Here is a 13,224-nt window from a genome sequence, read left to right as displayed (position 1 = left end):
GATTCGGCCCGGGCCGTGGCGGTCTCGCCGGGGAGCCGGCTCAGTCTGCTGAAAAGGTGGTCGGCGTCGGCCGCGAGCCGTTCGGGATCGAGGCCCGGCGACGCGCGCTCACTCCGCTGCCCAGCCTCTGGGCGGCCGGCAGATCGGTCTGCTTCCGGCCGCCCGCAGGCCGATCTGTACGTCCGCCTGCCGTAGGGATGCCACTCTGGCGACCTCGCGTAATCAACTGTCGCCTATTTGGCTGTGGTCGAGCTCGCCCTGCTGCGCCGGATGATCGGTGGATGCGACCGCGCCACCCTGGCCGGCCTGCGCGACCGCGCCGCCCTGGTGCTCGGCTTCGCCCTGATGGGCCGCCGCTGGTGCTGGCCGCCCTCGGCCTCGAGGACCTGGCGCTGACCGCCGATGGCCTGGAGGTCACCATCCGCCAGTCCAAGACCGGCCAGGACGCCCGCGGCGAGGTGGTGCCCCTGCCCTACGGCTCGCACCCCGACACCTGCCCGGTGGGCGTCGTGCAGGCCTGGGTCGCCTGCCCTGGCCGAGCACGGCGTCACCGCCGGGCCGCTGTTGCGCGGCATCGACCGGCACGGCCGCATCACCACCGGCCACACCGGCGCCTCGGGCAAGACCGCCCCGCGGATCAGCGGGCACGGCCTGAACCTCATCGTGCGCCGCGCCGCGACGCGGGTCGGCCTGCCGGGCGCCGAGACCTACACCGCGCACTCGCTGCGCGCCGGCGGGGCCACCGCCGCCGCCAAGAACGGGGCGCCGGTCTCGGCGATCGCCCGGCACGGCCGCTGGTCGGAGACCTCCCCCGTCGTGCACGGCTACATCCGCTCCGCCGACAAGTGGAGCGACAACCCCATGCGCGGCATCGGCCTGTGACCGCACGGTCGCCCCGCGGCGGAGTTTCCGGAGTTTCCAGACCCCCCCTACACGTGCGCGCGTAGGGGGCCCGAAGCGTCCGGCGGCTTCCGGGCGCGCATCAGTCCTTGTCGAGAAACACCGACAGGCCACTGAGCATCTTCGGCAGGATGTCGACGTTGTCGATCGCGTCGACGAGGCGAGGCACTGGCGGGCCGCCTCGATCTCGGTGACCCCTCCTTGACCGCCTCCACGTCGGGCACCTGCCCGGTGCCGGCGATGCCGAGGAGCTTCTGCAGGCCCTCGGCGGCGTGCGCGGCCGCCGGCGGGACCGGCCCGGTCGAGGGGTCCTGGGCGACGAGCTTCAAGGGGCCGGCCACCCGCAGCACCTGCCAGCGCAGTAGGGGTAAGCAACAGTTCTTGAGTTGAGGGCGCTGGATCCTCCTCACTCTGCACGCTCGCTGCCTGCGAACTGCGTCTTCTCCTGTTTGCCAGATCGATCACCGCCCACCGAAGTAACTTCACTCTCCGTGAAGCTCCTGTCACGGGAGCGATGGAATGGCGGCGGGGCTGAAGTCGGGAGGTGTGAGTTGGCGCTGGGAGTCGTACGAGACCTACGCGATCATCGAGTCCCAGGCAGCGAAGAAGATCTCGTCGCCTTCGAGACGGACATCCTGGCGGGGTTCGTGCTGGCTCGCGCGTCGGCAGGGCTGACCGACAGCACCATCCGCAACGACGCCAATCACCTGGAGCTGATCCGGGACTGGTTCGGCCGGCCGCTGTGGGAGATGCAGCCCGAAGACGGCGACGTCTACTTCGGCAAGGTGTTGCGAGACGCCAAGCCCTCCACTCGCACCGGGCGAGCGGCTGCTCTGACGGTGTTCTTCCGGTTTTTGGAGCTTCGGCACAAGGTTGAGCTGCACAACCTCACCGGCCGGGTCGTCGAGTGTCCTCTCGATGAGGTCAACCGGCCGCGGCTGTCGGTGGATCCGCAGCTGCGCGTCCCGCCGACCGTCGAGGAGATCGAGCAGCTGTTCGCCGGGTGGCGCGAAGAGCTGCTGAGCTGCCGCAAGTTTGCTCCAGCGGCCCGCAACTACGCCGTGGCCCGGCTGGTCGCCGACGTCGGGTTACGGATCAACGAGGCCCGGATGCTGGACCTGGAGGACGTGCGCTGGGAGCTGGGCCGGTTCGGCAAGCTGAACGTCCGCCATGGGAAGGGGTCTCGCCGCAAAGGGCCCAAGCCGCGGTTGGTGCCCCTGATCAACGGCGCCGATCGCAGCCTGCGCTGGTTCATCGAAGACGTCCTAGGGCTGTTCGAGCTCGACCTGTCCAGCCACCGCACCCCATTGTTCCCCTCGGAGCGGAAGACCGCCGAGGGCACCTGCACCCGCGCCACGGCGGACGTGTTTCGCCGAGCCTTGATCGACGCCGTCGACCGGTATCTGCCGACCTGGTCGGGACGGCTAACGCCGCACGTGCCGCGGCACTATTGCGCCTCCCAGCTCTACCTGGCGGGGATGAACCTTTTCGCGATCCAGGAGTTGCTCGGTCACGCCTGGACCGGCACCACGGCCAGATACATCCACGTGCATGCCACCCATGTCGAAGACGCCTGGGTCACCGGACAGCGCCGCGTCGCCGACCGATGGAAAGGACTCACCCGATGAAATGGAACCTGCGCCTGGCGGCCGCGAACCGCGGAATCTGGAAGGCCAGTGAATTCCAGCGGATGCTCGCCGAACGTGGCCTGGTCATCAGCGCCGGCAAGATGTCGGGACTGTGGTCGGGAAGCCCCAACGTGGTCAAGCTCGACGAGCTCGACGTCATCTGCACCGTGCTGGGCTGTGGCGTCGACGAACTACTGATCCACGAACCCGACACTGTCGCCCAGCCGCGCCGCCACAACGACGACCAGGCCACGGCGGTCGGCCAAGATCGGCGGGTCACCCCGCGCACCGGGGCCGGGCGGTCACTACCGCCTCGATGAACTGCGCACACTGCGGCACCTCGTTGCCAGAGAAGCGACGCCGGAATCAGGTCTACTGCAGGAACTCCTGTTCAGCGTTGGCCTCCTACTACCGGCGCAAGAACGGCCAGCCAGTCCCGCCACGCTGGCAGCACCCAGCGTTGACGGCAAATGATCCGGTGCTGCAGACAGCGGCACGTCACGCCCAAGAACTCGGCCAAATCGGCGGTTGGAACCCCTCGACCACTAGCTAGATGCGTGCTCGATGGGCTGGTCACGATGCTGACTGGCCTCCCCGCAGGGGAGCGTGTCCCGCTCAGCCAGGTCCGAGCCCGGCCGCACCGCTGGGTGTCGCGGCCTCGACCCATTGAAGTGCTCACCGATCTGGACCTGCTCCACGACGACTCCGCTCCCGCGATCAGATCCTGGATCGACCGCGCCACATGCCGCCTCCCATCCGGCTTCATCACTCCCGTCCGGCAGTGGCTGCTGGTCCTGCTCAACGGCGATACCAGGTCACGGCCCCGGTCCGTATCCAGCATCTATGTCTATTTCGGAGCTATTCGGCCATTCCTCGACGACTGGGCAGCGAGCTACGACCACCTGCGGGAGGTCACTCGCTCCGACATCAGCGCAGCGCTCAGACCGCTCAGCGGCTCGCAACGCCACACCGCGACCAGCGCAGTGCGATCGCTCTTCGGATTCGCCAAGAAGCGCGGTCTGATCTTCTCCAACCCGACGACCGGGTTGAAGGCTCGCTCGGCGGACTTCGCCCTGCTTCCGATGGCTGATGAGGAGATCCGGGCCGTCGAGCAACAGGCTGACGACCTCGCCGGACGAGTCATCATCGCCCTGGCTGCAGAGAACGCGGCTCGCACTGGGGCCATCCGAGGCCTGACCCTCGATGACCTCGACCTGGCCAACCGGCGAATCACCCTCGCCGGCCGTCATCAGCGGCTCGGCGACCTCAGCCATCGAGCACTACGCCGCTGGCTCCGCCATCGCCGCGCAACCTGGCCGCACACTAGCAACCCGCACATCCTCATCAGCGATAAGACCGCCCACGGCACAAGCTCGATCAGCCAGCAATTCGTGACGCTGCGGATGAACCACGCCGGATGCGGCGTCGACCGGATACGCAAGGACCGCATCCTCCACGAAGCCCTCGCCGGAGGGGCGGACCCGCTCCACCTGTCATTGGTCTTCGGGATCTCCCACAGCACCGCCGCAAGATACTCCGCCGTCGCCGAGAAACTGCTCGCCGACGAACTCGACCGGGTGTCTCAGTTACCTTGAGTGACTCTTAGTCCTGCTCGAGATCCTCGCGCTTGAGCAGCGAAAGGAGCCGGATCCCATCCGCGGCCAAGGCCTCGGCGCCGCCTTCCTGCCGATCGATGACGCACAACGCGTGGTCGATCTGAGCCCCTAGATCACGCAACTGACCAGTGGAGATCGCGATCTGCCCACCCGAGGTCACCACGTCCTCAACGACCAGGACGCGCCGTCCCTTGACGTCGGCACCCTCGGCCAGCCGGACAGTGCCATAGGACTTCGCTGTCTTGCGCACGAACGCGCATGGCAAGCCGGTGCGCCGCCCCAGCGCCGTGACCACCGCGATGCCGCCCATCTCCAGGCCGGCCAACACCTCGGTCCCCTCGGGAACCAGTGACACCATCCCCGACGCCAACTCATCCAGAAGGGCCGGGTCGGCCTCGAATTGGTACTTGTCGAAGTACTCCTCGGCCACTCGTCCCGAACGCAACACGAACCGGCCACTCAACCGGCTACGGTCACGAACCCGACGGGCGAGATCCACATCAGTCACAACACGAGCATGGCAGACCGCCTGAACGGACCTCTCCACGGTCCACCAGCACGGCAGTCGCGGTTGCCGATCGCAGTGATCCCTTTGGAGCGGCGCCTCCGGGGACTCTGACGAACTCTCCGCGTTTTCAGTCCTCACCAACCGAACTGGAGCATGTTCGTGATGAAAGTCCTTCAGTCTGGCTGAACTCACGGCCGACGCGCCGTTAAGAACCGCGCCACCAGCCCCAAACGAGCGAGAATATTCAGGTCAATGGCTTACACGTGAGAGCTGCGGCGGCCCTGGCGAGTCGACGCCTCTCCGGAGGACACCCCGCCCGGCCTGGGAAAAGATGCTGCCGCCTGGGGTTGGTGGCGCGGTTCTTAACGGCACCCAGGATGCATGACCGGAGACGGCTGGCCAGCGGTGGCGTCCCTGACTCCTGGACGAACAGCGCGACGGAAATGGTGCGGGCGGACGAAGCCCACCGCTCTCGCTGTCGGCAGGATGAACGGATGGCTGACCTTAACCATCTGCAGAGCCTGCTCGACAGCAAGGTGAAATCCCTCCATGTCCCCGGTGCCGCCGTCGGCGTGCTTTTCGATGGCGCGGACCACGTCCTCACCACCGGCGTCACCAGCGTCGACGCGCCGGCCCCCGTGACGGGCGACACGCTGTTCCAGATCGGGTCGACCACCAAGACGATCACGGCGACAGCGATCATGCACCTCGTCGAACGCGGTCGGCTCGACCTGGACGGGCGCGTGCGCCAGTATCTGCCCGGCTTCCAGCTCGCCGACGAGCGGGCCGCCGACGAGCTGACTATCCGGCACCTGCTCACCCACACCGGCGGATTCCTCGGCGATATCGACGACGGCGAGAGCTGGGACACCGGCGCGCTGGCCGCTTCGATCGGTACCTACGGCCAGCTGCCCCAGCTCTTCCCGCCCGGCGCGCTCGCCTCCTACAACAACGCCGGGTTCAGGCTGCTCGGCAGGGTCATCGAGGTCGTGTGCGGCGAGCCGTACGAGAGCGCGGTCAGTCGGATCGTGCTCGAACCCCTGGGCATGAGCTCCAGTTTCTTCTTCCCCTGGGAGGTCGCGACGCGGTCGCACGCCGTCGGGCACGCCGTAGGAGAGGACGGCCCGCAGGTCGCGCACACGTGGGGACTGTTCCGCGAAGGCATGCCCGAGGGCGGGCTGGTGTCGTCGGTGCGCGACCAGCTCCGCTACGCCGCCTTCCACCTGGGTGCGAGCGGCGAGGAGCCGGTCGGAGCCGCCACCAGGGAGCTGATGCAGGCGGAGCACGTCCGGGTCGGCGTGCCGTGGACCGGCATCGGGCTGCCGTGGCTGCTGGATGAGGAGGCGGGCGTGCGACTGGTCACGCACGGCGGCAACATCGGCAACCTGCAGCTGTCCACGTTCGTGCTGGTGCCCGAGCGCGGCTTCGCCGTCACCACGCTCACCAACTCCGCGCCCGGCAAGGTGCTGGGCAAGCTGGTGACCGACTGGTGCCTGGAGCATCTGCTCGACGCCAAGCCTCAGGCCGCACGGCTGGCGCTGCGCGAACCCGCGCCGGAGTACGCGGGCAGCTACGACGCGGGGCAGTGGACCTTCGAGGTCGACGAAGGTCTGACGGCGCGATTCGTGCTGCGACCCGAACTGGTGGCCGCGGGTGTGGAGGGCATGCCCGACATGCCGCTCGCGCTGGTCGAGGGCTGTGACGACGTGACGATCGCCGCCGACCCGCAGCGTGCCGTCGGCCGCTTCCTGCGAGACGACGCGGGTGAGGTCGCGTTCCTGCACCTGGGCGGTAGGGCGGCCAGGCGGATCCGCTGAATCGGCCTGCCGTCAACGAAGCTGCTACCGGGCACATCCGATCGCATCGAGCCTGCTCAGCAGCTCCCCGCTGCTGAGCGGAAGACCCGGCGGAATGGGGGCCCTATCCGGTATCGCCGTGCCCACCACCTGACCTGGCCCAGGACTCCCGAAGCTACGGCCAAGGGCAAAGTAGGGGGCCGACCGGACAAAATCTGGCTTTTGTCTGATCAGCCGCCTACGCGGCCCGTTTCCGCCGCATTCCGGTGGCACCCCCAACTGGAACGTGGTGGCCGGCTGGCTGCAGCACAGCACCTCTGTCTCGACCCGGCAGACCCGGCTGCAGGTGCTGGCGGCCTTCCTGCGCTGGCTGGGCACCCTGACCCCGCCGGTGGCGCTGCTCGAGGTCACCGAGGATCACCTGATCGCCTACCGCGACCCGCCGCGACCGGCGCGCTGACCGTCAGCGTGCGAAAGCCCGGCAAGGCGCTCGGCCCGGCCACGGTGGCCAAGCAACGGCACAACATGGGCCGCTCCTTTTGACCGAAGTACGGTTAGCGATATGTGCCGATATGGCACTACGTGAACAGAGCTATCTCGTGCTGCTGGCCATTTCCGACGGCCCACTGCCCGGTTACGGCGTGATCAAAGCCGTGCGCGAGCTGTCAGGGGACCGTATCCGCCTCGGCGCGGGCACCCCTTTATGGCGCGCTTGACCCCGCCGTATCCGTGACCGCCCTTTATCCTTCGCCCACTTGAGCTGTGCCGATGGGCAAGGGGAGGCAGGCCGGCACGCCATCGGAATGCGCTCGCGGTCTGCTTCGCAGCCCTACAGATTCAACCCAATTCGGTCCACACGCGACAGGCTAAACCTGCCTCTGTCGTGCGGGAAGACACGCCCTGCAGCGGGGTATTTGAAATCGCTGGACAGCGTATGCACGATACGACTCAAGACCACGTCGAGAAATGTGGAGGTCAATTATGCAGATTGCCAAATCTGCTGCGCTCCTTGGCACGGCACTGGGAATCGTCGTACTTGGCGCTGACACGGCAGGGGCCACCACCTGGCCTGACGGCAGCGGAGACGGGAGCACGCAGGTGAACACCTGCAACAGCGCGTCCGAGTCCGATATCGATCCCTACTTCAGCGACATCATGGGGCGCCCCACGGTCACATGCATCAACATCGATCGGAGTCCGTCGGGTAAAAAGCAGGGCGGCAATACGCAGGTGAACACGTGCAGTGCTCAGTCTGCTACGGTGACCAGCAACTACCTCTTCATGCCTATGATGCATCCGAGCGTCGTCTGCATCAACATCAGGCACTGACGACTAGCTGGCGCGGGGAAACTGGATGCTCCTGATGTAAGCCAGAAAGCACTGCTCATGATGTTCGCATGGGGTGATGCCTCAGCAGCGCCCGAGCTTCAGTTCCCTGAATGTCGGCGAATACCTCAAACGGTCACGATATTGAGAGTTCTGTGTGAATGTCTGAGCAAAGCATTCCGGCGGTCATCCACCAGGCATGGGTGGACACGAAAGTGCCTACCCGGTGGCAGAAGTGGGTGGACTCCTGGAGACGACATCATCCGGGGTGGGACTACCGTCTGTGGACCGACCCCGAAAGTCGCTCATTTCTCGCCGAGCATTATCCCTGGTTTCTCCCGATCTACGACGGCTACTCCAATCCGGTCATGCGTGCCGACGCGGTCCGGTATTTCCTTCTGGACCATTTCGGAGGGGTGTACGCCGACCTGGATGTCGAGTGCCTGCGGCCGGTGAGCGAACTGCTCACCGGCCGCCAGTTCGTGCTCGGATGTGAGCCGCCGCTACATGCCCGCCTGCCGCTGGCACGTCAGCGGGGTCTGGGCCGCATCGTAGGCAATGCGTTCATCGCTTCGAGGCCGGGGCACCCGTTCTGGGCGCACGCGCATCGGGAGCTGGTCCGCACTCACCGCCTGCCCAACGCTCTGGACGCGTCGGGTCCCTTCTTCCTCACGCGTGCCCTGGAGAATGCGCCGGACCCCAGCTCAATCGCCGTGGTCGGCTCTGAACTTCTGTATCCCAAGATGAGCCCGCATGCGGGCGAGCTGTTCGGGCAGCAAAAAGCCGATCTTGACCAGGCCTACGCTGTGCACCATGGAGCCGGCAGCTGGGCCGCAGAAGATACCTGGGAACCGCGGAGGTCCTCGCACAGGAGGGTGAAGTTCTGGGCCAGCCAGGATCTGCGCCCTCTCGCTGACGGGGCCTTCGGCCTGGACGAGCAACGCCACCGCTGGGCCTCGGGCGCCCTGGCGCCGTCCGTGTCGTGTCTGATGGTGACCAAGGACCGCCCAGCCTTCGCCGAGCGGGCGATCCGGTGTTTCCTCGCCCAGACCTACCCGAACAAAGAGCTGGTCGTGGTGGACGACGGGCTGAATGATGCGCTGGAACAGTACGTCCGCGGCCTGGGCGACGAGCGCATTCGCTTCCATCGACTCCCACCGGCCGGGCAGCCGCTAGGAGCGCTACGCAATATCGCGGTGGACCGCGCGACCGGAACCTACGTCTGCCAGTGGGACGACGACGATCTCTACGACCCGGAGCGGGTCGAGGTCCAGATGGCGACCGTCCTCGCGCTCGGCGCCCAAGCGTGTTTCCTCACGCGGCAGCACCTGTGGCGGCCCGCACGCCGTGAATTGGCCGTCTCGCACGTGCGCATCTGGGAGGGCACCATGCTCTGCGCGAAGGACGCACTCCCGCGCTACCCGACGCAACGCCGAGGTGAAGACACCCCGGTTGCGGCTCACATCGTCACCCATAGCCGCTTCGTCTCCGTCGACGCACCGGAACTGTGCACCTATGTGTGCCACGAGAACAACACCTTCGAGCCCGCTCACTTCGAACGGATCTTCGATTGCGCCACCCAGGTGTGGCGCGGCGACGACTACACCGAGCAACTCCTGACGCTGGCGGCGCGACTGCCACTGGCTCCCGCAGACCTGCTGGACGCCGAAACCCGCACCGACGCTCAGACGAGCACAAGCACCGAGACAGATTCCCGCACCAGAACTGACACTGATGCCCTTCGCGCCCACCGAGCCAGGTGGGTGATCAGCGAGCTGGCTCCGGCGCCCACGCACGAACGCCCCTCGGTCCTGGTGCTCACGCCGGTCAAGGACGCGGCCCAGTTCTTGCCCCGGCATCTGGAGAACATAGGCGCTCTGGACTACCCGCACGAAAGGCTCTCTTTGGGGCTGATCGAGGGCGACAGTCAGGACGACACCTGGGACATGCTCCAGTCCGCGCTGCCCGGACTCCAGCAGCAGTACCGGCGCGTCACGCTCGTGCGCCACCATGCCGGGGTCCGGCTGCCCGGGCAGCGCTGGGAGCCCGGCGTCCAACGCCAACGCAGGTCCGCGCTGGCCAGGGTCCGTAACCATCTCCTGTCCCGTGCCCTCACCGATGAGGAATGGGTGCTCTGGATCGACGTCGACGTGACCAGCTACCCACCCGATCTGATCCAACGGCTGCTCGCGGCGCGCAAGGACATCGTCGTGCCGCACTGCGTCAGCGAGCCCAACGGGCCTACCTACGACCTCAACACCTTCCTCCTACGGCCGGAGGCCGCCGCGCTGAACTGGGCGCAGTGGATCCGCGACGACATCCTGCAACCCCCCAGAGGATTCGGCAGGGCCTATCTCGACGAGTTGGGCACGCATGAACTCGTCCGCATCGACTCGGTCGGCGGCACCGTGCTGCTGGTGCGGGGGGACCTGCACCGTGCGGGGCTGGTGTTCCCGCCTGTCCCCTACCAGCATCTCGTCGAGACCGAGGGCCTGGCGGCCATGGCCAAGGACATGGGCACGACGTGCTGGGCGTTGCCCAAGCTCGAAGTGCTGCACCCCCACCACTGGACGAGCGAACCTGCCACACCGGTTCCCTGAACAGGCGACTGCCAAGCCAAGGGGGCTGTCCCCAGGACCCGACGTGTCGGCCGGCCGGCGTGCCCCGAGCAAAGAACCATGAATGCTTCGAACCGAAGGACCCCGCAATGAGTGACAGCTGCGAACCGGCAGTCTCGGTGATCATCCCCTGCTACAACTATGGCTGCTACCTGCCCAAAACCCTGGACAGCGTGCTCAGGCAGACATTCGGCGACTGGGAGATCATTGTCGTCGACGACGGCAGCACCGATGACTCCGCCGCGGTGGCCCAAGCCTTCATCGACCGCCATCCCGACCGGCGCATCCGGCTGCTGAGCCAGGCCAACGCCGGAGTTTCCGCCGCACGCAACGCCGGCATCGCCGCCGCGGCCGGCCGCTACATCCTGCCGCTGGACGCCGACGATGTGATCGCTCCGACCATGCTGGAAAAGACCACGGCGGTACTCAACGCGATGCCGGACATCGCCATCGCCTCCACCGATCTCTTCATCTTCACCGACATCGAGGACGTTCAGCCCGAGGTGGTGTCCCTGCCGGCCTACAACAAGGACCTGCTGCTTCAGCGGCTGATCATGTTCTACTGCTCTCTGTACCGCCGCGAAGTCTGGGAGGTCGCCGGCGGCTACAACGAACACATGCAGGCCGGTGAGGACTGGGACTTCTGGATCAGCTGCGCTGAAAAGGGATTCGAAGCTCACCACATTCACGAACCGCTGTTCGGAGCACGCAACAAGGACACCGGCCTGCACGTGGAGGCCGCTGAGAACGATCTCACCGCCCGGGCCCGGATCGTGGCCAACCATGCCACGTTGTTCAAGCCCCTCACCCAGGCATGGGCCCATGCCTTGCTCGAGCAGAACCAGGATGCCTGCCACGACGATGTGCGGGTGCCCGACGAGATCCTCAGCCGAGCCGGGGAGATGGACCAGCTTCTCAGGGTCCTCATGGAGCTGCAGCGCATTGTACGCCAGCAGTACAGCCACATCCAGCGCGTGGAGGCGGCCCTGACAAACCAGGCCCATCACTATCTGGGGTTGCCGAGCGAACTCGAGCCCGCCTCGAGGTATTGATCAACGGCGTGTCCTGGCCGGGTAACCAGAAGGGTTTCCACCTGGGGCCATCGGACCACAGGACCATCATTTCTGGAATCCCGGTGGCACCTGGCGGCGCTGCGGCGGTTCGTCCTCAGCGATGCGCACGACCCGCTCCAGTTGGGACGGATGACCAGTCGTCTCGATCGTCCCCACGTCGTCAGTGGCGGCGCAGCCTCGTAGGAGGCCCTGGAGTCAGCGGGGAGCTGAGACGCATTGCTGCCCTGCGGCCCTTTAGAACCGCGGGGCCACTCCTCGTGGCACACGGCTCAAGCAAGCCCCGGAGGGCGGGGTCAGGATGGTGGTGCCGGGCTTGTGCGTCGGGGGACGAAGAACCCGTGCTAGTACTACAGCGAGGCTTTGAGATGTTTCAGACGATGTCTTCTGTAGTGGCTGGCTCGGGCGCGGGTCTGATGGAGGCGCCGGTAGTGGGACCACGCCAAGGCATGGGCGAGGGGTGGGACGAGAGTGCTGGTCAGGTGTGCCAGGAGACGGCGGATCTCGGCTGGTGTGAGGCGGACCAGCCCGCTTGGGCTTTTGGGAAGTGCGCGACGGTCACGGCCAGGTAGGCGTGGGCGAGCATCGCCAAAGTGATGTGGCGGTGCCAGGCGTCGTAGCGGCGCACCTGGTAGTGGTCCAGGCCGGTCTCGTTCTTGGCGCTCTGGAAGCATTCCTCGATGGCCCATCTGCTGCCCGCGACGGTGATGAGGTCTTCCAGGGTGGTGCCGGCCGGGGCATGGCACAGGTAGTAGGCCAGTTCCCGTTCGCCCTTGGCGTTGGGGGTCAGGCTGCGCCGGGCCAGCAGCCAACGCTGATAGCCGGGCTCGACCTCGAAACGTACCGACGCCAGCGCCCAGTCATACAGCCGCTCGCCTTTGGCGCCGCGGCCGCAGGAGCGGCGCTTCCACGCCTCGGCCGGAGCTTGGGCGGTGGCGGTGTCGGCACGGATCTGCCCGCCCCAGCCCGTGCCGATCCACTGGCTCCTGGGTACGGCCACCACGTAGCTGAGACGGTGTTCTTCCAGGAAACGCCGGAACTTGAAGTCCATGCCATAGGCCTCGTCCGCGGTCACCCACGACACAGGCACGCCGGCCTGCAGCGCGCGGGCCAGCATCGTACGCGCCAGCATCGGCTTGGTGGCGAAGGGTGCGTCGGCCGGGATGCCGGCCTGGGCGCAGCGATCACGGTCATCGGTCCAGGACTGGGGCAGATACAACTCGGCGTCGATCAGTGCCCGCCCGAGCGGGGAGGCGTAGGCCAGGAAGACGCCCACCTGGCAGTTGTCCACCCGGCCTGCGGTACCGGAGTACTGGCGCTGCACCCCGGCCGACTTGTCGCCCTTCTTCAGGAACCCGGTCTCGTCCACGATCAGCACGCCGTCGCGGTGGCCGAGGTGTTCCATCACGTACTCACGCAGATCAACGCGCACCTGGCGCGGGTCCCAGCGGGCGCTGTTGAGCAGGCGCTGCATACGATCCGGCGTCGCATCCCCGGCCGCCTCGGCCAGCTGCCAGCCGTTCTTGCGCTCGATCGGCGCCAGCCACCCCAGCAGATAAGCCCGCGCCTGCCGACGCGGCTCCACCCGCCCGAACCGGCCCGCTACCTGGCCGAACAACGCATCCAGCCCCGTAACCCACGCCCGCAGATCAGCAGCGGTTAAGTCATCTGGCATGTTTCCACGCTACAGATCTCAAAGGCTCGCTGTAGTACTAGTACTACAGCCTGATTTCGTGATGTTGGAGCCAGCGTCTCCAGTAGT

At 66.7% G+C, this 13,224-nt stretch carries 14 protein-coding genes; 11 read left to right on the top strand and 3 right to left on the bottom strand.

Annotated elements, in window-relative coordinates; genetic code table 11:
* Positions 1 to 237 precede the first annotated feature (237 nt).
* Both ACWEJ6_RS52780 and ACWEJ6_RS52775 read left to right on the top strand, forming a co-directional pair.
* A complete protein-coding gene (locus ACWEJ6_RS52780; RefSeq protein WP_452433242.1) occupies positions 238 to 396 on the top strand; it encodes a hypothetical protein in 159 nt (52 codons plus the stop codon).
* A 168-nt stretch (positions 397 to 564) separates the two neighbouring features.
* Positions 565 to 882, top strand: a complete 318-nt coding sequence (locus ACWEJ6_RS52775; protein WP_452433240.1) for a hypothetical protein — start codon at positions 565 to 567, stop codon at positions 880 to 882.
* 47 nt (positions 883 to 929) lie between these two features.
* On the opposite strand, the gene ACWEJ6_RS52770 is transcribed toward ACWEJ6_RS52775, so the two are convergent.
* The gene (locus ACWEJ6_RS52770) at positions 930 to 1,310 is read right to left on the bottom strand and encodes a DUF6245 family protein (protein WP_452433239.1); all 381 of its coding nucleotides are present in this window, start codon (positions 1,308 to 1,310) and stop codon (positions 930 to 932) included.
* Between the two features lie 81 nt (positions 1,311 to 1,391).
* Between ACWEJ6_RS52770 and ACWEJ6_RS52765 the strand changes: the two genes are divergently transcribed.
* The 3 genes from ACWEJ6_RS52765 to ACWEJ6_RS52755 all read left to right on the top strand — a co-directional run bounded on the left by ACWEJ6_RS52765 (position 1,392) and on the right by ACWEJ6_RS52755 (position 4,123).
* Entirely contained in the window at positions 1,392 to 2,528 is a 1,137-nt protein-coding gene (locus ACWEJ6_RS52765; protein WP_452433237.1) for a tyrosine-type recombinase/integrase, read from the top strand.
* Positions 2,525 to 2,848, top strand: coding sequence for a helix-turn-helix domain-containing protein (locus tag ACWEJ6_RS52760; RefSeq protein ID WP_452433235.1), 324 nt, complete (start codon positions 2,525 to 2,527; stop codon positions 2,846 to 2,848). Before ACWEJ6_RS52765 ends, ACWEJ6_RS52760 begins: the two co-directional genes overlap by 4 nt.
* Before the next feature lie 351 nt (positions 2,849 to 3,199).
* Entirely contained in the window at positions 3,200 to 4,123 is a 924-nt protein-coding gene (locus tag ACWEJ6_RS52755; protein ID WP_452433234.1) for a tyrosine-type recombinase/integrase, read from the top strand.
* A gap of 7 nt (positions 4,124 to 4,130) precedes the next feature.
* On the opposite strand, the gene ACWEJ6_RS52750 is transcribed toward ACWEJ6_RS52755, so the two are convergent.
* Complete coding sequence (locus ACWEJ6_RS52750; protein ID WP_452433233.1) at positions 4,131 to 4,652, bottom strand: orotate phosphoribosyltransferase; 522 nt, start codon at positions 4,650 to 4,652, stop codon at positions 4,131 to 4,133.
* A gap of 494 nt (positions 4,653 to 5,146) precedes the next feature.
* Here ACWEJ6_RS52750 and ACWEJ6_RS52745 point away from each other — a divergent pair, with 494 nt between their 5' ends.
* The 6 genes from ACWEJ6_RS52745 (at position 5,147) to ACWEJ6_RS52720 (ending at position 11,444) form a co-directional block, all read left to right on the top strand.
* On the top strand, positions 5,147 to 6,469 hold the full coding sequence (locus tag ACWEJ6_RS52745) for a serine hydrolase domain-containing protein (protein ID WP_452433232.1): 1,323 nt from the start codon (positions 5,147 to 5,149) through the stop codon (positions 6,467 to 6,469).
* A gap of 268 nt (positions 6,470 to 6,737) precedes the next feature.
* Entirely contained in the window at positions 6,738 to 6,908 is a 171-nt protein-coding gene (locus ACWEJ6_RS52740) for a hypothetical protein (protein ID WP_452433230.1), read from the top strand.
* Positions 6,909 to 7,020: 112 nt separating this feature from the next.
* On the top strand, positions 7,021 to 7,164 hold the full coding sequence (locus ACWEJ6_RS52735; RefSeq protein ID WP_452433229.1) for a hypothetical protein: 144 nt from the start codon (positions 7,021 to 7,023) through the stop codon (positions 7,162 to 7,164).
* Between the two features lie 265 nt (positions 7,165 to 7,429).
* Positions 7,430 to 7,777: a hypothetical protein gene (locus ACWEJ6_RS52730; RefSeq protein ID WP_452433228.1), complete on the top strand. Its 348-nt coding sequence runs from the start codon at positions 7,430 to 7,432 to the stop codon at positions 7,775 to 7,777.
* Between the two features lie 158 nt (positions 7,778 to 7,935).
* Positions 7,936 to 10,374: a glycosyltransferase gene (locus ACWEJ6_RS52725; protein ID WP_452433227.1), complete on the top strand. Its 2,439-nt coding sequence runs from the start codon at positions 7,936 to 7,938 to the stop codon at positions 10,372 to 10,374.
* A 107-nt stretch (positions 10,375 to 10,481) separates the two neighbouring features.
* The gene (locus ACWEJ6_RS52720) at positions 10,482 to 11,444 is read left to right on the top strand and encodes a glycosyltransferase family 2 protein (RefSeq protein ID WP_452433225.1); all 963 of its coding nucleotides are present in this window, start codon (positions 10,482 to 10,484) and stop codon (positions 11,442 to 11,444) included.
* Between the two features lie 496 nt (positions 11,445 to 11,940).
* Here ACWEJ6_RS52720 and ACWEJ6_RS52715 read toward each other — a convergent pair whose 3' ends face one another.
* A complete protein-coding gene (locus ACWEJ6_RS52715) occupies positions 11,941 to 13,137 on the bottom strand; it encodes an IS701 family transposase (protein ID WP_452433224.1) in 1,197 nt (398 codons plus the stop codon).
* Between the last annotated feature and the right edge of the window lie 87 nt (positions 13,138 to 13,224).

This window comes from Nonomuraea sp. NPDC004702 (assembly GCF_053601695.1).
This window is presented reverse-complemented; position numbering and strand designations above follow the sequence as displayed.

Bases quoted from the DNA above. Each gene is read 5' to 3' on its own strand.
- ACWEJ6_RS52760 (WP_452433235.1), top strand. From the start codon at position 2,525: ATGAAATGGAACCTGCGCCTGGCGGCCGCGAACCGCGGAATCTGGAAG.
- ACWEJ6_RS52745 (WP_452433232.1), top strand. From the start codon at position 5,147: ATGGCTGACCTTAACCATCTGCAGAGCCTGCTCGACAGCAAGGTGAAA.
- ACWEJ6_RS52735 (WP_452433229.1), top strand. From the start codon at position 7,021: ATGGCACTACGTGAACAGAGCTATCTCGTGCTGCTGGCCATTTCCGAC.
- ACWEJ6_RS52730 (WP_452433228.1), top strand. From the start codon at position 7,430: ATGCAGATTGCCAAATCTGCTGCGCTCCTTGGCACGGCACTGGGAATC.
- ACWEJ6_RS52725 (WP_452433227.1), top strand. From the start codon at position 7,936: ATGTCTGAGCAAAGCATTCCGGCGGTCATCCACCAGGCATGGGTGGAC.
- ACWEJ6_RS52720 (WP_452433225.1), top strand. From the start codon at position 10,482: ATGAGTGACAGCTGCGAACCGGCAGTCTCGGTGATCATCCCCTGCTAC.
- ACWEJ6_RS52715 (WP_452433224.1), bottom strand. From the start codon at position 13,137: ATGCCAGATGACTTAACCGCTGCTGATCTGCGGGCGTGGGTTACGGGG.